The sequence below is a fragment of the Burkholderia sp. MSMB1072 genome (genome assembly GCF_001524725.1).
Lineage (GTDB): Bacteria > Pseudomonadota > Gammaproteobacteria > Burkholderiales > Burkholderiaceae > Burkholderia.
The window spans coordinates 318,516-340,646 of the sequence record NZ_LOYC01000017.1 but is presented as its reverse complement, the minus strand read 5'-3'; the positions used below and the strand labels follow the sequence as shown (position 1 = coordinate 340,646).

Sequence of the window (22,131 nt, the reverse complement as noted above, 5' to 3'; positions counted from 1 at the left end):
AAACCGGCCCGCGGGCCGGTTTTTTTACGTCCGCCGCCCGGCTCAGTCGCGCTCGAACAGCGCGATCGATTCGACGTGCGACGTATTCGGGAACATGTTCACGACCCCGGCACCCTTCAGCCGGTAACCGGCCTCGTGCACGAGCAGGCCCGCATCGCGCGCGAGCGTCGACGGATTGCACGACACATAGACGATGCGCTTCGGCAGCGGGCCTGCGCCACTCTGCGCGATCTCGGCCAGCGCCTTCGACACCGCGAGCGCGCCTTCGCGCGGCGGGTCGATCAGGAACTTGTCGAATGCGCCGAGTGCGCGGAGGTCGTCGCCCGTCACTTCGAACAGGTTCCGGCATGCGAACGTCGTGTGGCCGTCGACACCGTTCTCGCGTGCATTCGCCAGCGCGCGCGTGGTCAGCGTGTCGCTGCCCTCGATACCCATCACTTCGCGCGACAGCCGCGCGAGCGGCAGCGTGAAGTTGCCGATCCCGCAGAACAGGTCGAGCACGCGATCGTCGCGCGACGGCGCGAGCAGGCGCAGCGCCCGCCCCACCAGCACGCGGTTGATCTGATGGTTCACCTGCGTGAAGTCGGTCGGCTTGAACGGCATGCGGATGCCGAATTCCGGCAACGTGTAATCGAGCGAGACGTCGAGCGGATAGAACGGCGTCACCGTGTCGGGGCCCTTCGGCTGCAGCCAGAACTGCACGTGGTGCTCGTCCGCGAACGCGCGCAGCAGCGCTTCGTCGTCCGCGTTGATCGGCTCCAGCACGCGCAGCACGAGTGCAGTGACTGCCGAGCCGACCGCGAGTTCGATCTGCGGCATCCGGTCGCGAATCGACAGCCCTTCGACGAGCCGGCGCAGCGGCACGAGCATTGCCGACACGTGCGGCGGCAGCACTTCGCAGCTCGTCATGTCGGCGACGTAGCTGCTCTTCTTCTCGTGGAAGCCGACCAGCACACCGCCCTTCTTCGCCACGTTGCGCACGGTCAGGCGCGCACGGTAACGATAGCCCCACGACGGACCGTGGATCGGCGCGAACATCGTTTCCGCACGCAGCTTCGCCAGATGCCACAAATTGTCTTCGAGCACGCGCTGCTTGATCGCCACCTGCGCGCGCATGTCGAGATGCTGCATCGAGCAGCCGCCGCAGGTGCCGAAGAATTTGCACTTCGGCTGCGTGCGCATCACGCTCGGGCGCAGAATGTCGACTACCGTCGCCTGCTCGTAGCTCGGCTTGCGGCGATAGCTCGAATAGGTCACGCGCTCGCCCGGCAGCGCGCCTTCGACGAAGATCACCTTGCCCGGCTGACCGTCCTCGGTCATCGTGCGGCCGACACCGCGCGCTTCCATGTCGAGCGATTCGATCTCGAGAACCGGGGCAGGCCCGGGCGCGACGGGCGCGTTTTTCGATTTGCGCGCAGAAGTGGGGACGGCTTCGGACACCAGCTTTTCCTGACAAACGTTGAAGAAGGCGAGATTGTAGACGACGAAAGCCCCCGTCGCGTGCTTTGGATGAGGCAGGCGTCGAACTTGCGCACAGACAGCCCTGTGGTGCGCCCGCGCCGCCATGCAATGCGGCTTCGGGATGCACGTGCGGCGAGCGGAGCCGCAAACCGGCCGGGGCAACGCCCAAGCCCCGACATTCCGCCCAACAGGAGATTCGACCATGCGATTGATCGACTGGAACATCCAATGGGGTCGGGACGCGGACGGCGTCGTCGATCTTTCCCGTACCGTCTCGGCCATCCGCCAGCTCGGCGATTTCGACGTGCTGTGCCTGCAGGAAGTCACGCGCGGCTTCGACGCACTGCCCGGCCGGCCACGCACCGACCAGTTCGCCGAACTCGCGGCGCTGCTGCCCGGCTATACGATCGTCGACGCCATCGGCGCGGACCTGCCGGCCGTCCGGCCGGACGCACCGCGCCGCCAGTTCGGCAATGCGATCGCGACGCGACTGCCGGTTGGGCGCGTGCTGCGCCGATCGCTGCCGTGGCCGGCCGACGCCGGCGCGCCGTCGATGCCGCGCGTCGCGCTCGATATCGAATTACACGCGCCCTTCGGGCCGTTGCGCGTGGTCACCACGCATCTGGAGTATTACTCGGCGCGCCAGCGGCTTGCACAGGTCGATGCGTTGCGCGACCGGCATCGCGAGGCTTGCGCGCACGCGAACCAGCCCGCCCCCGCCGAAACCGCCGAGGGGCCATTCAGCGCGACCGGGCAACCGCGCGATGCGATCGTCTGCGGCGATTTCAACAGCGCCTTCGACGGCGAGGCGTACCGGCGCTTCCTGGAGCCGATCGCCGACGCGCCGGGTTTCGTCGACGCGTGGGTCGCACGGCATCCCGGTCGTACGCCGCCGCCGACGGCCGGCGTCTACGATACGGCGCAATGGTCGGACGGGCCACTTGCGTGCGATTTCGTGTTCGTGACCGACACACTGTTGCCGCGCGTCATCGGCTGCGAGATCGACGGCGACGTACGCGCGTCCGATCACCAGCCGGTGCTGCTCGAACTGGCCTGATCGCACCGATTGCGGGCATGAGCCGCCCGCGCTACGCGTCGAAACCCGCCAGGTATTCGACCCAGTGCGCGGCCGGTTCCTGCGCAAGCGCGTTCTTCACGAGCAGGATCTCGTCCGCGTACTCGCTCGGCGTCAGGCCGCCGCGCATCAACTGGAACCGGCAATACAGCAGGTAGGTGTTGACGACGTCGGTTTCGCAATAGTTGCGGATTTCGTCGATCCGCCCGTCCTGGAACGCCGGCCATACCTGGCTGCCGTCCATCCCGAGCTTGCCCGGAAAGCCGCACAGCTTCGCGAGCGCATCGAGCGGCGCGTTGGCGCGCGCCTGATACATCGCGAGCACATCCATCAGGTCGGTATGCCGCGAGTGATAGCGCGAGATGTAGTTGTTCCACTTGAATTCGCGGTCGTCCTCGCCGAGATCCCAGTAGCGGGTGGCGGGAATGCCGTGCACGAGCGCGCGGTAATGGAGGACCGGCAGATCGAAACCGCCGCCGTTCCACGATACGAGCTGCGGCGTGTATTTCTCGATCACGCGGTAGAACGACTGGATCAGCGTGGCTTCGTTGTCCTGCGGCGTCCCGAGGGAGCGCACGCGAAAACCGTTGTTGTCGCGGAACACGCACGAGATCGCCGCGATCCGCTGCAGGTGGTGCGGCAGGAAATCGCTGCCGGTCTTCTCGCGACGTGCGGCGAATGCGTGTTCGGCCACTGCTGCATCGTCGAGCGTCGCGGGCAGGTCTTCCAGACGGCGAATGCCGTCGACATCGGGAATCGTCTCGATGTCAAAAACAAGAATCGGAGTCATCGGTTACAGAACGGCGTCCTTGCGCACGCCGTTGGAGGCGAAGAACCGCTTGAGGCGCACCAGCGCTTCCTGCTGGATCTGCCGCACGCGCTCGCGCGTGAGCCCCATCTCGTCGGCCAGCTCCTCGAGCGTCGCCGGTTCGATGTGGTTCAGCCCGAAGCGGCGCTCGATCACGTGCCGGTGCTTGTCGGACAGCCGTGACAGCCATGCACGCGTCAACGTTTCGAGCTCGCGGTGCTGCACCTCCGCGTCGGGCGACTGGCTCTGGTCGTCGGGCAGCAGGTCGAGCAGGCTGCTCGCGGGATCGAGGTCGAGCGGCGCGTCGAGCGACGCCGTGTGTTCGTTGAGTGCGAGGATATCGGTGACTTCCTCGGCGGTCTTGCCGGTGAGATAAGCGATGTCGTCGATGCTGGCTTCGCGGCGCTCGGCCGCCTCGCCCGTCGACATCGAATTCTTTTCGAGGTGGCGCTTCGCGCGCAGCACCTGATTCAGTTCGCGGATCACGTGCACGGGCAGGCGCACCGTGCGCGCCTGGTTCATGATCGCGCGCTCGATGCTCTGCCGGATCCACCACGTCGCGTAGGTCGAGAAACGGAAACCGCGCGTCGGGTCGAATTTCTCGATCGCGTGCATGAGGCCGAGGTTGCCTTCCTCGATCAGGTCGAGCAGCGGCACGCCGCGGTTCAGATACCCCTTCGCGATACTCACGACGAGACGCAGGTTGCGCTCGATCATCACCTGCCGCGCCTCGAATTCGCCGGCCTTCGCGAGGCGCGAATAGCGCTGCTCTTCCTCGACGGTCAGCAACGGCTTCACGCTGATGCGGTTCAGGTAATGCTGGATCGTATCGGCCGTGAGCTCGGCCTGCAGCAGCGTGCGGAAATCGTCGACGTCGGGCGCTACTTCCGGGCGGCCTTCGCGCTCGTCGTCGCCACCGTCCGCTTCGCCGTCGCGTACATCGAGATCACGTTCGTTTTCAGCGACGTCATCTTCGTCGTCCGTCGAAGCAGCTACTCGCCCCACCGATGCTTGCGTGGCACGACTGATCTTCTCAGACTCGGCTTGCGGCTCGTGGCGCTTCGATTTCGGCATGGTCGTCTCGGTTATTGAGGCGGCAAATACTTCAGCGGATCGACAGGCTTACCCTGCCGGCGAACCTCGAAATGCAGCATCACGCGGTCGGCATCGCTGTTACCCATCTCGGCGATCTTCTGCCCCTTCGTTACCGCGTCCCCCTCTTTTACCATCAAAGCGCGATTGTGTGCATACGCCGTGAGGTAAGTTGCATCGTGTTTGATGATAATGAGGTTGCCGTAGCCGCGCAGACCGTTGCCGGAGTAAACGACGCGGCCGTCTGCCGCCGCCTTCACGGCCTCGCCGGCCGTCCCGCCGATATTGACTCCCTTGTTCTTCGCATCGTCGAACCCGTTCAGCACGGGGCCGCGCGCGGGCCATGCGAACGTCACGGGGCCGCTCGGCGCGGCCGCCGTATCGCTCGAGCCAGTGGCCGCAGCCGGCGGCGTGGCGGCGAGTGCGGACGACGTGCCCGCGGCCGGCGTGGCCGGACCGCTGCTCAGCGGTGCGGTCGCGACCGTGCCACCGGCGATCGGCGCGGTGGCCGGCGCGCCCGCAGCCGGTACGCCCGCGACCGCGGCGCCGCCTGGCGGCGCCACGCGCAGCAACTGATCGACTTCGATCTGGTTCGGGTTCGCCAGATTGTTCCACGACGCGATGTCGCGATAGTTCTGCCCGTTCTCGAGCGCAATCCGGTACAGCGTGTCACCCGGCTTCACGCGATAGAAGCCCGGCGGCGGCGGGCCGAGCGGCACCGCGGGCTGTGCGGCGGCGGTCGTGCCGAGCGACCCGGAGCGGTCGACGACGGGCGCGTTGTCGAGCCGCGTCGCACAGGCGGCCAGTAGCGTGGAGAGCGCAGCCACACAGATCGCGCGCTGGGCGAGCGTGAGCGGTTCCCTGGATCGGTTGTTTTGCATCGCGCGCAACATACTCATCGGTTTCAAATCACTCCGGATTTTAAAGGGACAAAGAAAACGCGATCAAGCCGGGACTCTCGCCATTGCGCGTGCGCGACGCGCTCGACGAGCGTGAGCACCTGGTGCTGCCCGCTCTGCGCGCCGACCGGCGCGACGAGCCGCCCGCCGATCGCGAGTTGCTCGAGCAGCGCCTGCGGCACGTCGAGCCCCGCAGCCGCGATCACGATCGCGTCGAACGGGGCCGCGGACGGCAGGCCGACACGCCCGTCGCCGTAGTGCAGACGGATGTTCGGCACGCGCAGCGGCCGCAGGTTCAGCTTCGCGCGCTCGTAAAGCGGCTTGATGCGTTCAATCGAATACACGTCGCGTGCCACGTGGCTCAGCACGGCGGCCTGATAGCCGCAACCGGTGCCGATCTCGAGCACGCGCTCGAGCGTGCGGCCGGCCATCGCGAGCTCGATCATGCGCGCGACGACCGACGGCTTTGAAATGGTCTGCTGGTGGCCGATCGGCAACGCCGAATCCTCGTAGGCCTGCGTCGCGAGGCCCGGATCCACGAACATGTGGCGCGGCACCACTGCCATCGCGTCCAGCACGCGCGCATCGGTCACGCCGTTCGCGCGCAGGCGTTCGACCATCCGCTCGCGCACACGTTCCGACGTGAGCGCGAACGCGCCGGCCGGCGCGACGCTCGGCGCCGCCGGCTTCGGCAGCGCCGGCTTCAGCACGGTCGGCTTCGGTGCGGTCGCCGGCTTCGCGGCGGCGACACCCGGCAGCGGCGCCCGCACGGCGGCCGGCTTCACCGCAACGGGTTTCAGCACGGCCGAGGGTTTGTCGGCGGCCTTCGACATCGCGCCCGCCACCTGGCGTTCACCGGCCCGACCTTCCGACTTGCGTGGCGCTCGCTTGAGATCTTCGAGCGCGAGCGGGAACCGCTTCGCGCGCTCGCCGCTCATGAAGCCCGCCCTCCGGCGCGCGCCCATTCGCGCGTCGCGGGCAGCATCTGCGTATGCGTCAGATCGAGCTGCAGCGGCGTGATCGACACGAAACCGTTTGCGACGGCATGGAAATCGGTGCCCTCGCTGGCGTCGAGCGCCTCGCCCGCGGCACCGATCCAGTAAATCGGCTCACCGCGCGGGTCGGTCTGGCGAATCACCGGCTGCGACGGATGACGCTTGCCGAGGCGCGTGACTTGCCAGCCCTTCAGTTGGTCGTACGGCAGGTTCGGAATATTGACGTTCAGCAGCGGCTGGCCGGGCAGCGGGTGCGCGAGGTAGTGCGCGACGATTTCCGCGGCGACGCGCGCGGCGTCGGCCAGGTGGGCCCAGCCCTTGTCGACCAGCGAGAACGCGATCGCCGGCACACCGAACATGATGCCTTCGGTGGCGGCTGCAACTGTCCCCGAATAGAGCGTGTCTTCGCCCATGTTCTGGCCGTTGTTGATGCCCGACACGACGATATCCGGCCTCGCATCGGCCATCCCGGTCAGCGCGACGTGCACCGAATCGGTCGGCGTGCCGTTCACGTAGAAGAAACCCGTACCCGCTGCGCGCTGCACCGACAGCGGCCGCGACAACGTGAGGGAATTCGACGCGCCGCTGCAGTTCTGCTCGGGCGCGATCACCGTAAGCTCGGCCAGCGGCTGCAACGCTTCGCTGAGCGCGGCGAGACCGGGGGCGAGATAGCCGTCGTCGTTGCTGAGTAGGATTCGCATCCGGCGATTGTAACCGAGGAAAGATGGCGCGAGAGCGACAGTCCGGCCACCGTGGATGGGCGGGTATACGCATGGGCACGCGATGCGCCGCCGCACTGCGCGGCGGCGTTCTGCACATCGGGGAAAACGCCGGGCCGCCCGCTTTTCCGCGCGGAGAAAATCTCCTCGGGGATACCATCGCCGAGAAGCCCGGCGCGAAGCGCCAGGCCGGGTGCGCTCAGATCGCGCCCGCCTCGCGCAGTGCGGCAATTGCCTGCGCGTCGTAGCCGAGGCCGCGCAGCACCTCGTCGGTGTGCTCGCCGAGCGCGGGCCCGAGCCAGCGCGTTTCGCCCGGCGTGTCGGACAGCTTCGGCGTGATGTTCGGCAGCGGAATGTCGGTGCCGTCGGCCAGCTTGAAATGCTGGATCATCTGGCGCGCGACGAACTGCGGATCGGTGAACATGTCGGCGGCGCTGTAGATGCGCCCGGCCGGCACGTCGGCCGCGTTGAGCACGGCGAGCGCCTCGTCGATCGTGCGCGGCGCGAGCCACGCGGCGATCGCGTCGTCGATTTCCTGCGTGCGCGGCACCCGCCCGTCGTTTTGCGCGAGCGCGGGATCGTCGGCGAGGTCGTCGCGCTCGATCGCCTTCATCAGCCGCTTGAAGATCGGATCGCTGTTGCCGCCGATCACGATGCTGCCGTCGCGGCATGCATACGTATTCGACGGCACGATGCCCGGCAGCGATGCGCCGGTGCGCTCGCGCACCATCCCGTACACGCCGTACTCGGGCACCACGCTTTCCATCATGTTGAAGACGGCTTCATACAGTGCAACGTCGACCACCTGCCCCGCGCCGCCGTTGACCTTGCGGTGATGGAGCGCCATCAGCGCGCCGATCACGCCGTGCAGCGCGGCGATCGAATCGCCGATCGAGATGCCGATGCGCGGCGGCGGCAGATCCGGATAGCCGGTGATGTGGCGCAGCCCGCCCATCGATTCGGCGATCGCGCCGAAGCCGGGCCGGTCGCGGTACGGGCCCGTCTGCCCGTAGCCGGACAGGCGCACCATCACGAGGCCCGGATTGTCGGCCGACAGCACGTCGTAGCCGAGCCCGAGCTTTTCGAGCAGGCCCGGACGGAAGTTCTCGATCACGATGTCGGCCTCGCTCGCGAGCTGCCGCGCAATCGTCTTGCCGGCGTCGGCTTTCAGATTGAGCGTGACCGATTTCTTGTTGCGCGCCTGGACGGACCACCACAGCGACGTGCCGCCCTGCTCCGGATGGAGTTTGCGCCACTTGCGCAGCGGGTCGCCGCCGTTCGGATCCTCGATCTTGATCACTTCCGCGCCGAATTCGGCGAACAGCCGCGACGCGAACGGCCCCGCGATCAGCGTTCCGAATTCGAGCACTTTGACGCCCGCGAGCGGGCCCTGGCTGACGCTCATGTGTCTCCCTGGCATGAGGAACGGCGCCGACGGCAGGCGGCGCCCGGCTTACATCGTGCGGCGGTCGAGCATCGCGCGGGCGATGGTGCCCGCGTCGACGTACTCGAGCTCGCCGCCCACCGGCACGCCGCGCGCGAGGCGCGTAACCGCCAGCCCGCGCGCCTTGAGCGTCTGGCCGAGGTAGTGGGCGGTGGCTTCGCCTTCGTTCGTGAAGTTGGTCGCGAGCACGACCTCCTTGACGACGCCGTCGGACGCGCGCCGCACGAGGCGGTCGAAATGGATTTCCTTCGGGCCGATTCCGTCGAGCGGGCTCAGTCGCCCCATCAGCACGAAATACAGCCCGCGGTAGGTCATCGTCTGCTCCAGCATGATCTGGTCGGCAGGCGTCTCGACGACGCACAGCAGCGTCGGATCGCGCTCCTCGTCGCTGCAGACCTCGCAGATCCGCGCTTCGGTGAACGTGTTGCACTTCTCGCAGTGCTGCAGGTGCTCGGTCGCGAACAGCAGCGAGCGGCCGAGCCGCTCGGCACCCTCACGGTCGTGCTGCATCAGGTGAACCGCCATGCGCTGCGCGGATTTCGGCCCGACGCCGGGCAGCACGCGCAACGCTTCGACGAGCGCGGACAAGGCGGACGGCTGTTTCATACGGCGGCAAACAGTGACAAGGACGCTGCGCTCAGAACGGCAGCTTGAAGCCCGGGGGCAGCGGCAGGCCCGACGTCATCCCGCTCATCTTTTCCTGCGACGTTGCTTCGGCCTTGCGCACCGCGTCGTTGAACGCGGCGGCGACGAGATCCTCGAGCATGTCCTTGTCGTCCGCGAGCAGGCTCGGGTCGATCGACACGCGGCGCACTTCGTTGCGGCACGTCATCGTCACCTTGACGAGGCCGGCGCCCGACTGCCCTTCGACTTCGATGAGCGCAAGCTGCTCCTGCATCTTCTTCATGTTTTCCTGCATTTGCTGCGCTTGCTTCATCAGTCCGGCGAGGTTGCCTTTCAACATGGGAATACTCCTTCTGGATCGTGTGAAAACCGGCACGCGGCGCGTGCCGGCCAATGTGTGCGGGGCGTGATTGTGCCTGTCGACGGGCGCTCGGTTCAATGCAGCGTCGGCGGCGCGCCGTCCGGCGCCGAATCGGCGAGCGGGCGCACCGAGCCGTCGACGATGCGCGCACCGAACTCGCGCACGAGCTGCTGGACGAACGGATCGCCGTGAATCTCCTGCTCGGCTTCGCGCTGGCGCGCCGCGCGGGCGGCCGCATCGAGCGCCGCCGCCGTGCGCCGCGCAGGCCCGACCTCGACGCTCACCTCGACCGGCTTGCCGAGCGCATCGGCCAATGCCGCCTTCAACTTCGCCACCTGCGCGGCGTCCGCATACTGCGGCACCGGCACGGACAATTTCAATGCCGTCGCATCGACGGCCGTCAGCTCGCTGTTGAACGCGAGCTGATACGCGACACCCTTCAGCGGCAGCCGCGCGGCCAGCGCCGGCCATTCGCCGTCGAAGCCGATCGGATCGAGCGCGATCGCCGGCGGCAACGGGCGCGAGTCGATCGGCGCGGCCGGACGCGCGTCCGCCGGCTTCGGCGTCACGCGCACATCGTCGGGACCGCTGTCGAATGCCGGCACGAAGCCGTCGTCGGAACCGCCGAACATCTCGTCGGCGCTGAGCGGTACGTAGTCGTCGGGCGGGATGTCTTCCCAAGGCGGCGACGGCTGACGCGAATCGGCTGCCTGCGGCGCACGCGCAACGGCACGCGGCGTCGGCACCTGGACAGCCGGACGCGGCGCGGCCGGCTTGTCGACAGCCGGCTGGGCTGCCGCCGGCTTGGCGGCAGCGCCTGCGCGGCCGCGGTCCGACGACACGCGCATCCCTGCATTGCGCAGCACGTCGAGCGCGGCGGCGGCACCGCCTGCGCGTGCCGTCGACCGCGCGGCGGCGGGCTCGGGCGATGCGGCGCGCGGCGCCGGTTCGCCCGCTGGAGCCGGTTCGTCGTTTCGCTGCACGGCGGCAACGGCAGACGGCTCGGGTTCCTTACGCGCGGGAGGCGGCATGTCGCCTGCGGGCGCCGCCTTCGCTTCCGGCTGCGGCGGCTCGATCGCTGGTGCGTCGGACGCTACCGGTGCCGCCGCCTCTGCCGGTGCTGCCGGTGCTGCCGGTGCTGCCGATGACGGGACGGCAGCCGGCTTGATGACCGGCCGCTCGGCTTCGTCGCTTGATTGCGCCGACGCCGAACGTGCGACCGGCGCGGCCGGCGCCGCGGCGGGCGGCCGTGCTGCGGCAGCGGGCGCGGCCGATACCGGCTTCGCCGCAGCGGCGGGTGCCGCGGCTGCACGCGGCGTCGGCGCCGGCACCGCACGCGGCGGCACGGACGGCTGACCACCCGGCGCACTGCCGGCGCCAACGGCCAGCTCGAACGCGAGCATGCGCAGCAGCGTCATCGTGAAACCGGCGTATTCGTCCGGCGCCAAGCCGAGTTCGGCGCGCCCGACGGTCGCGATCTGATAGAACAATTGAACCTGTTCGGGGCTCAGCGTCTGCGCAAAACGACGCAGGTCGGCCGCTTCCGGCCATTCGTCGAGCACCGAGCCCGGCGCGAACTGCGCCCATGCGATCCGGTGCAGCAGGCTCGCGAGATCCTGCAGCGCGGTCGAGAACGACAGGCTGCGCAGCGACATCTCGTCGGCGATCGCGAGGATTTCCGGGCCGCTGCCGGCCGCGAGCGCGTCGAGCAGGCGCACCATGTAAGTCTGGTCGAGCGCGCCGAGCATGCCCGACACCGCCGACTCGGTCACCTCGTTCGCCGAATAGGCGATCGCCTGGTCGGTCAGCGACAGCGCGTCGCGCATGCTGCCCTGCGCGGCGCGCGCGAGCAGGCGCAGCGCCTGCGGCTCGAACGCGATCCGCTCTTCGCCGAGGATCCGCTCGAGATGCGACACGATGTGCCCGGCCGGCATCTGCTTCAGGTTGAACTGCAGGCAGCGCGACAGCACGGTGACAGGGATTTTCTGCGGATCGGTCGTCGCGAGGATGAACTTGACGTGCGGCGGCGGCTCTTCGAGCGTCTTCAGCATCGCGTTGAACGCGTGGTTCGTCAGCATGTGCACTTCGTCGATCATGTAGACCTTGAAGCGCGCATCGACGGGCGCGTACACCGCACGCTCGAGCAGCGCGGCCATCTCGTCGACACCGCGGTTGCTCGCCGCGTCCATCTCGACGTAATCGACGAAACGGCCCTCGTCGATCTCGCGACAGGCGCGACACACACCGCACGGTTGCGACGTGACGCCGGTTTCACAGTTGAGCGCCTTCGCGAAGATCCGCGACAGCGTCGTCTTGCCGACACCGCGGGTTCCGGTAAACAGATAGGCGTGATGGAGACGCCCGCCGTCGAGCGCGTGCGTGAGCGCCCTGACGACGTGCTCCTGGCCGACGAGCGAAGCGAAATCCTTCGGACGCCACTTGCGTGCGAGAACTTGATAGGTCATCGGGAAATTGTATCAGTAACGCTGCGTCGCGCCGACACGCGAAACGGTGCGGAACACGGGCAAGGCGCAGGTCGAACGGAGTGTGACGCAGAAATAAAAAACGCCCTGCGAACGGGGCGAGAAGGAAGGTGACGAGCCCAACCCTCGGCACTGGCGGAAAACGATTGTGGCTGCTTCGTTCCCGACCTGACCAGGTTCACCGCCCCACCATGCGAGGAGGCCCGTCACGGCATATTCTATCACTGCTTCCGGACGAATGCGACCGTTTGTTCGCATCCATGCGAATGTCGCCGGACAAACCGGCACGTCGTTCGATCGGACACGTTGAATGCGGCGCGCCCCTTGTAATTCGCGGACCGGCCTCCACCTGCATGGCACAACGGTCGAACGTCGCGTCGTACCCCTACTCGCGTAGCGGCTACTATCGCCGCCCGCAGCAGATAGCAATTTAGGCTAATATGACGCCCGAACGACCCGCGAGCCGCGGCATGCAGCGCTTACGCCCCCTTTCCGGAAGGCGGAGTGACCTGCCGCAGCGGCCGGCAGCCTACGGCGGCCGGTACGCCGCAACGCGCAAGCAGGCAGTCCCCGAACCGTAAGAGGTATTGACCCAATGAGCGAACAGATCAAACACATCAGCGACGCATCGTTCGAACAGGACGTCGTCAAGTCCGACAAGCCCGTACTCGTCGATTTCTGGGCCGAATGGTGCGGCCCGTGCAAGATGATCGCCCCGATCCTCGACGAAGTCGCGAAGGACTACGGCGACAAGCTGCAGATCGCGAAGATCAACGTCGACGACAACCAGGCCACGCCCGCGAAATTCGGCGTGCGCGGCATCCCGACGCTGATCCTGTTCAAGAACGGCGCGGCCGCCGCGCAGAAGGTCGGCGCGCTGTCGAAGTCGCAGCTCACCGCATTCCTGGACAGCCACCTGTAATACCGGCAGTTCCGCGGACGTGTTGTCAGTCGGCAACACGTCCGTCGTCAAGCCGCCGATCGCTCGCTCAAGCGCGAATCGGCCTATGCTAGAATTAAAAAACGTCGGCAAGACGCATTTAAGTCTCTGAGCGCCTCCGCTCGCCCTCCTCCCTTATTTTCTTTCGTCGCTTCTCCTCCCTGGCGGGTTCTCCGTATGCATTTATCCGAGCTCAAGTCTCTGCACGTGTCCGAACTGATCGAAATGGCCAATGGCCTGGAGATCGAAAACGCGAACCGCCTGCGCAAGCAGGAGTTGATGTTCGCCATTCTCAAAAAGCGCGCCAAGACGGGAGAGACGATCTTCGGCGACGGCACGCTCGAAGTGCTGCCGGACGGCTTCGGCTTCCTGCGCTCGCCGGAAATGTCGTACCTCGCGAGCACCGACGACATCTACATCAGCCCGTCGCAGATCCGTCGCTTCAACCTGCACACCGGCGACACCATCGAAGGTGAAGTCCGTACGCCGAAGGACGGCGAGCGCTACTTCGCGCTGGTGAAGGTCGACAAAGTCAACGGGCAGCCGCCCGAGGCCTCGAAACACAAGATCATGTTCGAGAACCTCACGCCGCTGCATCCGAACAAGCCGCTGTCGCTCGAGCGCGAAATGCGCGGCGAAGAGAACGTCACCGGCCGCATCATCGACATGATCGCGCCGATCGGCAAGGGCCAGCGCGGCCTGCTCGTCGCGTCGCCGAAGTCGGGCAAGACCGTGATGCTCCAGCACATCGCGCACGCGATCAAGCAGAACCACCCGGACGTGATCCTGTTCGTGCTGCTGATCGACGAGCGCCCGGAAGAAGTGACCGAAATGCAGCGCTCGGTCGCCGGCGAAGTGATCGCGTCGACGTTCGACGAACCGGCCACGCGTCACGTCCAGGTCGCCGAAATGGTGATCGAGAAGGCCAAGCGCCTCGTCGAAATGAAGCATGACGTCGTGATCCTGCTCGACTCGATCACGCGTCTCGCGCGTGCGTACAACACCGTGATTCCGGCGTCGGGCAAGGTGCTGACGGGCGGTGTCGACGCGAACGCGCTGCAGCGTCCGAAGCGCTTCTTCGGCGCCGCGCGCAACATCGAGGAAGGCGGCTCGCTGACGATCATCGGCACCGCGCTGATCGAAACCGGCAGCCGCATGGACGACGTGATCTACGAAGAGTTCAAGGGCACCGGCAACATGGAAGTGCACCTCGAGCGCCGCCTCGCGGAAAAGCGCGTGTATCCGTCGATCAACCTGAACAAGTCGGGCACGCGCCGCGAGGAAATGCTGATCAAGCCCGAGATCCTTCAGAAGATCTGGGTGCTGCGCAAGTTCATCCACGACATGGACGAAGTCGAGGCCATGGAATTCCTGCTCGACAAGATCCGCCAGACGAAGAGCAACTCCGAGTTCTTCGACCTGATGCGCCGCGGCGGCTGATCGCCCCCGCTCTGCGACACGGCCGCCCGCGCATCCTTGCCGGCGGCCGTTTTTCGATCCAAACCTGAACGTGAACGTACAGGTTGATCTATAATCGCGTCATTGTCCCGCCGAATCTCCCTGACCGATGCCGAACGATGCCTCCACCCCGCTATTGACCGTCAGCGACGCCGCCTCGCGGCTCGGCGTCACGCCGCGCACGCTCAAATATTACGAAGAGCGCGGGCTCGTTACGCCGTCGCGCAGCGAAGGCCGCTACCGCCTTTACGACGAAGCCGACCTCGAGCGCTTCGCGCGCATCCTGCGGTTGCGTGCGCTCGGCTTCTCGCTGCACGGCATCACCGAAATGCTGAAGCGCCCGCTGGAAGAAACAGGAGACGGCCGGCGCCGCTATTCGGAGGCGTCGCTGCGCGAGATCCGCGCCGGCCTCGCCGGGCAGATCGAGACGCTGGACCGGCGGATCGCGGCCGTTCAGCGCGAACTGAAGGAGGCCGTCGCGCTGCGCAAGGAGTTGCAACACGACATCGACTACGTCGAACGGCGCCTCGCCGGCGAAAACGCCGACGCGCTGATCGCGCAGCGGCAGGCCGAAGCCGGCACGCGGCGCGCACGCAAGGATCGCGAATGAACGCGGTGCCCGGCCGGCCGCCGCTGTGGAGCCGCGCGAACCTGCGCGGGGACCTGTTCCCGTGGGCCCTCGCGCTCGTCACCGGCATCGACTACTTCGACAACGCCGTCTTCTCGTTCTTCGCGAGCTACATCGCGGGCGGCATCAACGCGTCGCCCGACGAACTCGTCTGGTCGTCGAGCGCCTACGCGGTCGCGGCCGTGCTCGGCATCCTGCAGCAGCAATGGTGGGTCGACCGGCTCGGCCATCGCCGCTACGTCGCGGGCTGCATGCTGATGTTCTCGCTCGGCGCGATCGCGGCGGCGCTGGCCGACACGTCGCTGGCGCTCGCGTTCGCGCGCGGCTTCCAGGGCTATTTCATCGGCCCGATGATGGGCGCGTGCCGGATCCTGATCCAGATCAGCTTCAAGCCGCAGGAACGGCCGCCCGCGACGCGTGCGTTCCTGATCATGATCCTGCTCGGCAGCGCGCTCGCACCGATCGTCGGCGGGCTGCTGGTCGCGCATTCGACGTGGCGCGCCCTGTTCGCGTGCACGGCGCCGGCCGGCATCGCGTTCGCGATCCTCGCGTTGCTCACGCTGCCCGATTCGGGCCGCACGCCGGACGACGAACGCGGTTCCGGACACTTCTGGCCGTACGTGGTGTTCGCGCTCGCGCAAGGCGCGCTGCAGATCGTGCTGCAGCAGGTGCATTACCAGCTCTACAGCGGCTCGCCGATGCTGATCGTGCTGACGATCGCGGGGCTCGGCGCGCTCGCGTGGTTCGCGTATCACCAGTGGCATCACCCGACGCCGCTCGTGCGGCTGCACGCGTTTCGCGAGCGGACGTTCCAGATCGGGCTGCTGCTCTACATGTTCTATTACTACGAGACGACGGGCTTCAGTTACCTGACGTCGCGGTTCCTCGAGGGCGGGCTCGGCTACCCGGTCGAGAACGCCGGGCGCCTGGTGGGCACGATGTCGCTGATCTCGGCCACCGCACTGTTCGCCTACCTGCGCTACGCGAAATTCGTCACGCACAAGAAGTGGTTCGTCGTGCCGGGGTTCGCGATCGCCGTCACGGCCGCGCTGTGGATGACGCGGATGACGCCGCAGGTCGGCGAAGCCGCGCTGATCGTCCCGCTGCTGCTGCGCGGGTTGCTGCTGCTGTTCATCGTGCTGCCGGTCGCGAACCTCACGTTCCGGATTTTCGCGATCGACGAATACACGCACGGCTACCGGCTGAAGAACATCGTGCGGCAACTGACGATCTCGTTCGCGACGTCATCGGTGATCATCGTCGAGCAGCACCGGCTGGCCGTGCACCAGACACGGCTCGTCGAGCGCGCGAACGCGTTCGATCCGCTGTTCCAGCAGACCGTCGATGCGCTGACGCGCGGCTTTGCGGCCGCCGGCCACGCACCGAACGATGCGCACGGCCTCGCGATCGCGTCGATCGCGCGGATGGTGGCGCAACAGGCGTCGTTCCTCACGTCGCTCGACGGCTTTTACTTCCTCGCGGGCGTGGCGCTCGTCGGCGGCCTCTTCGCGGCATGGCAAAAACAGATCGATTGAGTTAAAAGACAGGCTTTGGATTTTCGTCCGCAGCCTCCATGCTTTCGAAACTGACCCGCTGGTTCGACGACCGCCGCCGCGACCGCGCGCTGCGCAGCCACCCGATTCCCGACGCGCTGTGGCACGAAACCGTCGAGCGCCTGCCGTTCCTCGCGACCTTGCCGCCCGACGCGCTCGGCCGGCTGCGCGAGCTGACGAGCCTGTTCGTCGCGAAAAAATCGTTTTCGACCGCGCACGGGCTCGAACTGACCGACGCGATGATCGTCGCGATCGCCGCGCAGGCCTGCCTGCCCGTGCTGAATCTCGACTTGTCGCTGTACGACGGCTGGGTCGGCGTCGTCGTGTATCCGGGCGAATTCGTGATCCGCAAGACCGTGCAGGACGAGGACGGCGTCGTCCACGAGGTCGAGCAGGATGCGAGCGGCGAGGCTTGGGAAGGCGGCCCCGTGATTCTGTCGTGGGAAGACGCGCAGATGACGGACGGCCGGGACGCGTACAACGTCGTGATCCACGAGTTCGCGCACAAGATCGACATGGTCAACGGCGCGGCCGACGGCTATCCGCCCCTTTTTCGCCGCTGGCATGCGCCGCATCTCGACGCACAGGCATGGGCCGACGTGTTCGAGCACGCGTACGACCAGTTCTGCGCGCGCGTCGACGCGGTGCCGGACCGCGCGTGGGCACGCTTCGAGCGGGACTCGCTGATCGATCCCTATGCGGCCGATCACCCGTCGGAATTCTTTGCGGTGTGCAGCGAGGCGCTGTTCGTGCGGCCGAAAGCGTTCGAGTCCGAATTTCCGGAGCTGTACCGGTTGCTCGCGCGCTACTACCGGCAGGATCCGGCCGGCACCGGCGCACTCGACGCGCCATGAAAATTATTCGTCAACCGTCTGATTTTCTGGCATAATCGCCGTTTTTCGACCTTAGGCAAGTGGCTCGCGCCGGGCTTGACGGCGGCCGAATCGCTCCCATCGGGGCGGCTCGACACGGCAAGCGGCGGGTTGGCTACCGCTATCACCAAGGAAAATCATGAAACCTGGCATTCACCCGGACTACCGCGAAGTCGTCTTCCAAGACATGTCGAACGGCTTCAAGTTCATCACGCGCTCGACGATCCAGACGCGTGAAACCATCGAACACGAAGGCAAGACCTACCCGCTCGCCAAGATCGAAGTGTCGTCGGAATCGCACTCGTTCTACACGGGTCAGCAAAAGATCATGGACACGGCAGGCCGTGTCGAGAAGTTCAAGAACAAGTTCGGCGCACGCGCGAACGGCAAGGCTGCAGCAAAGTAAGCTTTGCACCGATCCGGTGGTTGCAACGCACCGGTACCGCACGAAAGGGCAGCCCAGGCTGCCCTTTTTTGTCTCTGCTCGCCCGGCAGGCGCCACCCCGCGCCCGGGCAACGACCTGACGCACAACAGCGGGCGCGACTACAATGCCGGATGCTCGAAACCGGCTCGACCGCGCGCGACCGCGCCGGCCGCCCGCCCATAACAAATCGCTCATCTGCATGAAGCCTGTCGTCCGTCTCACCGCCTCCGCCACGCGTGCGCTGCCGCGCTGGCTGCTGCTCACGCTCTGCTTCGTCTACGCGGCGTTCGGCCTGTTCGGCCGCGACCCGTGGAAAAACGAGGATGCGGCGGGCTTCGGCGTGATGTGGACGATGGCCAAGGGCGGCTGGCACGACTGGCTGCTGCCGAACCTGGTCGGCAAGTTCATCACGACCGACGGGCCGCTCGGCTACTGGCTCGGCGCGCTGTCGATCCGCGGCCTCGGCCCGTGGGTCGACGCGAGCAACGCGTCGCGCGTCGACACCGGCGTGCTGTTCTGCGTCGCGTGCGCGTTCGTCTGGTACGCGGCCTACCTCCTCGGCCGGCGCGCCGAGGTTCAACCGTTCAAATATGCATTCGGCGGCGAACCCGAGCCGCGCGACTACGGCCGTACGCTCGCGGACGGCGCGCTACTGGTGCTCGTCGCCTGCTTCGGCCTCGCGGAACGCGGGCACGAAACGACGCCGCAGCTTGCGCAGTTCGCGTGGATCGCAATGCTCGTCTACGGGATCGTGCGCGGCATCGACAAGCCGCTGCAAGGCGCGCTGTGGTGGGGCCTCGCGATCGGCCTCGTCGCGCTGTCCGGCAACCCGGTGCTGGTCGTCGCGCTGCTCGCGGGCACGGCCGCGCTGTGGCTCGTGACGCCCGAGATGCGCAACCTGCGCCTGCCGCTGGTCGGCGTGCCGCTCGCGGCCGCGATCTTCGCGCTCTGGCCGCTCGCCGCCTTCGTCGCGGCGCCGGACGACGCCGCGTGGTTCTTCAACCAGTGGATCCACGGCAGCCTGATGCGCTTTTCGGGCCCGCCGACGGCCGTGCTCGGCTATGCGGCGAAGAACCTGCCGCTGTTCACGTGGCCCGCGTGGCCGCTCGCGATCTGGGCGTGGTGGAGCTGGGCCGGCATGCGCCGTCGCGCGCACATCGCGATTCCGCTGTCGGTCGCCGTGCCGCTCGTCGCGCTCGTGATCCTGCAAAGCCAGCAGTCGAACCGCATGTACATGCTGCTGCTGCCGCCGCTCGCGGTGCTCGCGACGTTCGCGCTGCCGACCCTCAAGCGCGGCGCGATCAACGCGATCGACTGGTTCGCCGTGCTGAGCTTCACGATCCTCGGCACCTTCGTGTGGCTCGTGTGGCTCGCGTCGCTCACCGGCTTCCCGCATCCGCTCGCACGCAACCTCGCGCGCCTCGTGCCCGGCTACGAGCCGCATTTCAAGATCCTGTCGTTCGTCTGCGCGGTGATCGTCACCGTGTGCTGGTGCCTCCTCGTGCGCTGGCGCGTCTCGCGACAGCCGAAGGTGCTGTGGCGCAGCGTCGTGCTGTCGAGCGCGGGCACCACGCTGATGTGGGTGCTGCTGATGACGCTGTGGCTGCCGATCGTCAACTACGGCCGCACCTATCGCGACGTCGCGCAACAGATCGCCGTACACCTGCCGTCCGACTACGAATGCATTTCGCCAGTGCGGCTCGGCGACGCGCAGATCGCGACTTTCGCGTACTTCGGCAACATGCACTTCGATTTCTCCGGCGACTGCGACGTGATCCTGCGCCAGGACCGCGCCGACTTCGGCGAGCCGAGCGCGATGTCGCAATACGTGTGGCGTCTCGTCTGGGAAGGCCGCCGCGTCGCCGACCGCGACGAGCGCTTCCGCCTGTACGAGCGCATCGAGCGGCCGAAGACGCCCGTCAAGCGGCGTCCGCCGCGCCGCCAGGCGGCCGATTGACGATGCTCGGCGACATCCGCCGAATCGTCGGTCTCGCATGGCCGGTGCTGGTCGGCCAGCTCGCGATCATCGCGTTCGGCGTGATCGACACCGCGATGGTCGGCCGCTACTCGGCCGTCGATCTCGCCGCGCTCGGGCTCGGCTCGTCGATCTACGTATCGATCTACATCGGCCTGACCGGCATCCTGTCCGCGCTGCAGCCGATCACCGGGCAACTGTACGGCGCGCGGCGCTATGCCGAGATCGGCGAGGAGGTGCGCCAGGCGCTGTGGCTCGCGCTGCTGCTCTCGATTCCGGGCTTCCTGCTGCTGCATTTTCCCGAGCCGCTGCTGCGCGTCGCGCACGCACCCGCCGCGCTGCACGACCGCACCGTCGACTACCTGCGCATCCTGTCGTATGGGCTGCCCGCCAGCCTCGTCTTCCGCATCTACAACGCGCTGACCAACGCGGCCGGCAAGCCGCGGCTCGCGATGATCCTGCAGATCGGCGCGCTGCTGCTCAAGTTTCCGCTGAACGTGTGGTTCATCTTCGGCGGCTTCGGCGTACCGGCGCTCGGCGGCCCCGGCTGCGGGCTCGCCAGCACGCTGATCAACTGGGCGCTCGCGCTGATCGGCTACGCGCTGCTCGCGAAGCTCGACGTGTTCGCGCCGCTCGCGATCTTCTCGCGCTTCTGCTGGCCCGTGTGGGCGCGCCAGAAGGCGATCCTGAAGCTCGGCGTGCCGATGGGCCTGTCGTACCTGATCGAGGTCACGTCGTACACGTGCATGGCGCTGTTCATCGCGCAGTTCGGCACGACGACGCTCGCCGGTCACCAGATCGCCGGCAACATCGGCGCGGTGCTGTACATGACGCCGCTGTCGATCGGCGTGGCGGCGTCGACGCTCGTCGCGCGCGCGCTCGGCGCCGGGCGCACCGAGGAAGCCCGGCTGCTCGGCCGGCACAGCGTGATGTTCGCGTGCGGCGTGGCGGCCGCCTACGGCGTGCTCGTGTTCGCGCTGCGCCCGCTGATCATCGGCGGCTATACGCCGAACCCGGCCGTCGCCGAGGCCGCGATGCCGCTCGTCGCGATCGTCGCGTGCTACCACGTGTTCGATGCACTGCAGGTCACGTCGGCGTTCGTGCTGCGCGCATACAAGGTGGCGGTCGTGCCGACCGTGATCTATGCGGTCGCGCTGTGGGGCGTCGGACTCAGCGGCGGCTACGTGCTCGGCTTCGACGTCGGCGGCATCGCGCCCGCGTGGCTGACCGGCGCGCGCGGCTTCTGGTTCGCGAACACGGTCAGCCTGATGCTGGCGGGCGCAGGGCTCGTGCTGTACCTGCGCCGCGTCGGCCGCGCGCACGCCACCGCCGCGGCCTGACGCGCGGCGCGCTACGCGTCCTCCAGCACGTCGGCCGCGTGATACGACGACCGCACGAGCGGGCCGGCGACGACTTCCCTGAAACCGAGCGCGAGCGCCTCGTCGCGCCAGGCGGCGAAGGCATCCGGACTCACGTAGCGCCGCACCGGCAAATGGTGCGCCGACGGCGCGAGATACTGGCCGAGCGTCAGCACGTCGACCTCGTGCGCGCGCAGGTCGCGCAGCGTGTCGTGCACCTCGTCGTCGCGTTCGCCGAGCCCGAGCATCAATCCCGATTTCGTCACGAGCGTCGGCCGCGCGGCCTTCGCCTGCGCGAGCAGTTCGAGCGAGCCGCGATAGTCGGCACCCGGCCGCGCCGCGCGGTACAGCGACGGCACCGTCTCGATGTTGTGATTGAACACGTCGGGCCACGCCGACGACAACGCGTCGAGCGCACGGGCCACGCGGCCGCGGAAGTCCGGCGTCAGCACCTCGACGCCGATGCCCGGCACGCTCGCGCGCACCGCCGCGATGCACGCGGCGAAATGCGCGGCGCCGCCGTCGCGCAGGTCGTCGCGGTCGACCGACGTGATCACGACGTAGCGCAACCCGAGCGCCGTCGCCGCATCGGCCAGCCGCGCGGGCTCGTCGGGATCGAGCGGCTCGGGACGGCCGTGCGCGACATCGCAGAACGGGCACCGCCGCGTACACAGCCCGCCCATGATCATGAAGGTCGCGGTGCGCTGCGTGAAGCATTCGCCGATGTTCGGACACATCGCCTCCTCGCAGACGGAATGCAGCCGATGCTCGCGCAGCACGGCGGCCATGTCGGCCACCGCCGCGCTCATCATCGGCCGTGCGCGCAGCCACGGCGGCTTCGGCAAGACCGCGCCGACCGCGGGCTCGACGCGCACCGGAATGCGCGCGAGCTTGTCGCGACTTCGCGCGCCGGGCTGGCCGAGCGCCGTGAGACTGGGTCGTTCGAGCGCGGCGGCCATCG

At 67.5% G+C, this 22,131-nt stretch carries 20 protein-coding genes and 1 other RNA gene; 9 read left to right on the top strand and 12 right to left on the bottom strand.

What is annotated here, in order from left to right:
• Window positions 1–42: 42 nt before the first annotated feature.
• Window positions 43–1,440 (bottom strand): 23S rRNA (uracil(1939)-C(5))-methyltransferase RlmD, encoded by a 1,398-nt coding sequence (gene rlmD, locus WS89_RS10165; protein WP_059790768.1) that lies wholly within the window; start codon window positions 1,438–1,440, stop codon window positions 43–45.
• Window positions 1,441–1,663: 223 nt separating this feature from the next.
• On the opposite strand from rlmD, the gene WS89_RS10160 reads away from it, so the two are divergent.
• Complete coding sequence (locus WS89_RS10160; protein WP_059790767.1) at window positions 1,664–2,518, top strand: endonuclease/exonuclease/phosphatase family protein; 855 nt, start codon at window positions 1,664–1,666, stop codon at window positions 2,516–2,518.
• 31 nt (window positions 2,519–2,549) lie between these two features.
• Here WS89_RS10160 and WS89_RS10155 read toward each other — a convergent pair whose 3' ends face one another.
• The 10 genes from WS89_RS10155 to ffs all read right to left on the bottom strand — a co-directional run bounded on the left by WS89_RS10155 (window position 2,550) and on the right by ffs (window position 12,169).
• Window positions 2,550–3,326 carry a 3'-5' exonuclease gene (locus tag WS89_RS10155; protein ID WP_059504932.1) on the bottom strand — a complete coding sequence of 259 codons (777 nt, stop codon included), beginning with the start codon at window positions 3,324–3,326 and terminating at the stop codon, window positions 2,550–2,552.
• A gap of 3 nt (window positions 3,327–3,329) precedes the next feature.
• Window positions 3,330–4,418, bottom strand: a complete 1,089-nt coding sequence (rpoS, locus tag WS89_RS10150) for an RNA polymerase sigma factor RpoS (protein WP_059504934.1) — start codon at window positions 4,416–4,418, stop codon at window positions 3,330–3,332.
• Window positions 4,419–4,429: 11 nt separating this feature from the next.
• A complete protein-coding gene (locus tag WS89_RS10145) occupies window positions 4,430–5,335 on the bottom strand; it encodes a peptidoglycan DD-metalloendopeptidase family protein (protein ID WP_059790764.1) in 906 nt (301 codons plus the stop codon).
• A 5-nt stretch (window positions 5,336–5,340) separates the two neighbouring features.
• The gene (locus WS89_RS10140) at window positions 5,341–6,273 is read right to left on the bottom strand and encodes a protein-L-isoaspartate(D-aspartate) O-methyltransferase (RefSeq protein WP_059790796.1); all 933 of its coding nucleotides are present in this window, start codon (window positions 6,271–6,273) and stop codon (window positions 5,341–5,343) included.
• Window positions 6,270–7,031: a 5'/3'-nucleotidase SurE gene (gene surE / locus WS89_RS10135; RefSeq protein ID WP_034207450.1), complete on the bottom strand. Its 762-nt coding sequence runs from the start codon at window positions 7,029–7,031 to the stop codon at window positions 6,270–6,272. The genes WS89_RS10140 and surE overlap by 4 nt, the downstream gene beginning before the upstream one ends.
• A gap of 217 nt (window positions 7,032–7,248) precedes the next feature.
• Window positions 7,249–8,454, bottom strand: a complete 1,206-nt coding sequence (locus WS89_RS10130) for a CaiB/BaiF CoA transferase family protein (RefSeq protein WP_059790761.1) — start codon at window positions 8,452–8,454, stop codon at window positions 7,249–7,251.
• Between the two features lie 48 nt (window positions 8,455–8,502).
• Window positions 8,503–9,099, bottom strand: a complete 597-nt coding sequence (gene recR / locus WS89_RS10125; protein ID WP_034207452.1) for a recombination mediator RecR — start codon at window positions 9,097–9,099, stop codon at window positions 8,503–8,505.
• A 31-nt stretch (window positions 9,100–9,130) separates the two neighbouring features.
• Window positions 9,131–9,457, bottom strand: coding sequence for a YbaB/EbfC family nucleoid-associated protein (locus WS89_RS10120; protein WP_006482124.1), 327 nt, complete (start codon window positions 9,455–9,457; stop codon window positions 9,131–9,133).
• A gap of 95 nt (window positions 9,458–9,552) precedes the next feature.
• Window positions 9,553–11,943 (bottom strand): DNA polymerase III subunit gamma/tau, encoded by a 2,391-nt coding sequence (locus WS89_RS10115; protein ID WP_059790759.1) that lies wholly within the window; start codon window positions 11,941–11,943, stop codon window positions 9,553–9,555.
• A gap of 127 nt (window positions 11,944–12,070) precedes the next feature.
• Window positions 12,071–12,169: signal recognition particle sRNA small type (ffs, locus tag WS89_RS10110), an RNA gene on the bottom strand.
• Window positions 12,170–12,556: 387 nt separating this feature from the next.
• Here ffs and trxA point away from each other — a divergent pair.
• The 8 genes from trxA to WS89_RS10070 all read left to right on the top strand — a co-directional run bounded on the left by trxA (window position 12,557) and on the right by WS89_RS10070 (window position 21,152).
• Entirely contained in the window at window positions 12,557–12,883 is a 327-nt protein-coding gene (trxA, locus tag WS89_RS10105) for a thioredoxin TrxA (protein WP_006402348.1), read from the top strand.
• 195 nt (window positions 12,884–13,078) lie between these two features.
• A complete protein-coding gene (gene rho / locus WS89_RS10100; RefSeq protein WP_006478662.1) occupies window positions 13,079–14,341 on the top strand; it encodes a transcription termination factor Rho in 1,263 nt (420 codons plus the stop codon).
• A gap of 127 nt (window positions 14,342–14,468) precedes the next feature.
• Window positions 14,469–14,969 carry a MerR family transcriptional regulator gene (locus WS89_RS10095; RefSeq protein ID WP_059504942.1) on the top strand — a complete coding sequence of 167 codons (501 nt, stop codon included), beginning with the start codon at window positions 14,469–14,471 and terminating at the stop codon, window positions 14,967–14,969.
• On the top strand, window positions 14,966–16,522 hold the full coding sequence (locus WS89_RS10090; RefSeq protein ID WP_059790757.1) for an MFS transporter: 1,557 nt from the start codon (window positions 14,966–14,968) through the stop codon (window positions 16,520–16,522). The genes WS89_RS10095 and WS89_RS10090 overlap by 4 nt, the downstream gene beginning before the upstream one ends.
• Before the next feature lie 38 nt (window positions 16,523–16,560).
• A complete protein-coding gene (locus WS89_RS10085; protein ID WP_059790754.1) occupies window positions 16,561–17,394 on the top strand; it encodes a zinc-dependent peptidase in 834 nt (277 codons plus the stop codon).
• A 157-nt stretch (window positions 17,395–17,551) separates the two neighbouring features.
• Window positions 17,552–17,818 carry a type B 50S ribosomal protein L31 gene (locus WS89_RS10080; RefSeq protein ID WP_011549676.1) on the top strand — a complete coding sequence of 89 codons (267 nt, stop codon included), beginning with the start codon at window positions 17,552–17,554 and terminating at the stop codon, window positions 17,816–17,818.
• 143 nt (window positions 17,819–17,961) lie between these two features.
• Entirely contained in the window at window positions 17,962–19,794 is a 1,833-nt protein-coding gene (locus WS89_RS10075; RefSeq protein WP_156440529.1) for an ArnT family glycosyltransferase, read from the top strand.
• Between the two features lie 2 nt (window positions 19,795–19,796).
• Window positions 19,797–21,152 (top strand): MATE family efflux transporter, encoded by a 1,356-nt coding sequence (locus WS89_RS10070; RefSeq protein ID WP_059790750.1) that lies wholly within the window; start codon window positions 19,797–19,799, stop codon window positions 21,150–21,152.
• Between the two features lie 11 nt (window positions 21,153–21,163).
• On the opposite strand, the gene lipA is transcribed toward WS89_RS10070, so the two are convergent.
• Window positions 21,164–22,129, bottom strand: a complete 966-nt coding sequence (lipA, locus tag WS89_RS10065; protein ID WP_059790748.1) for a lipoyl synthase — start codon at window positions 22,127–22,129, stop codon at window positions 21,164–21,166.
• Window positions 22,130–22,131 lie beyond the last annotated feature (2 nt).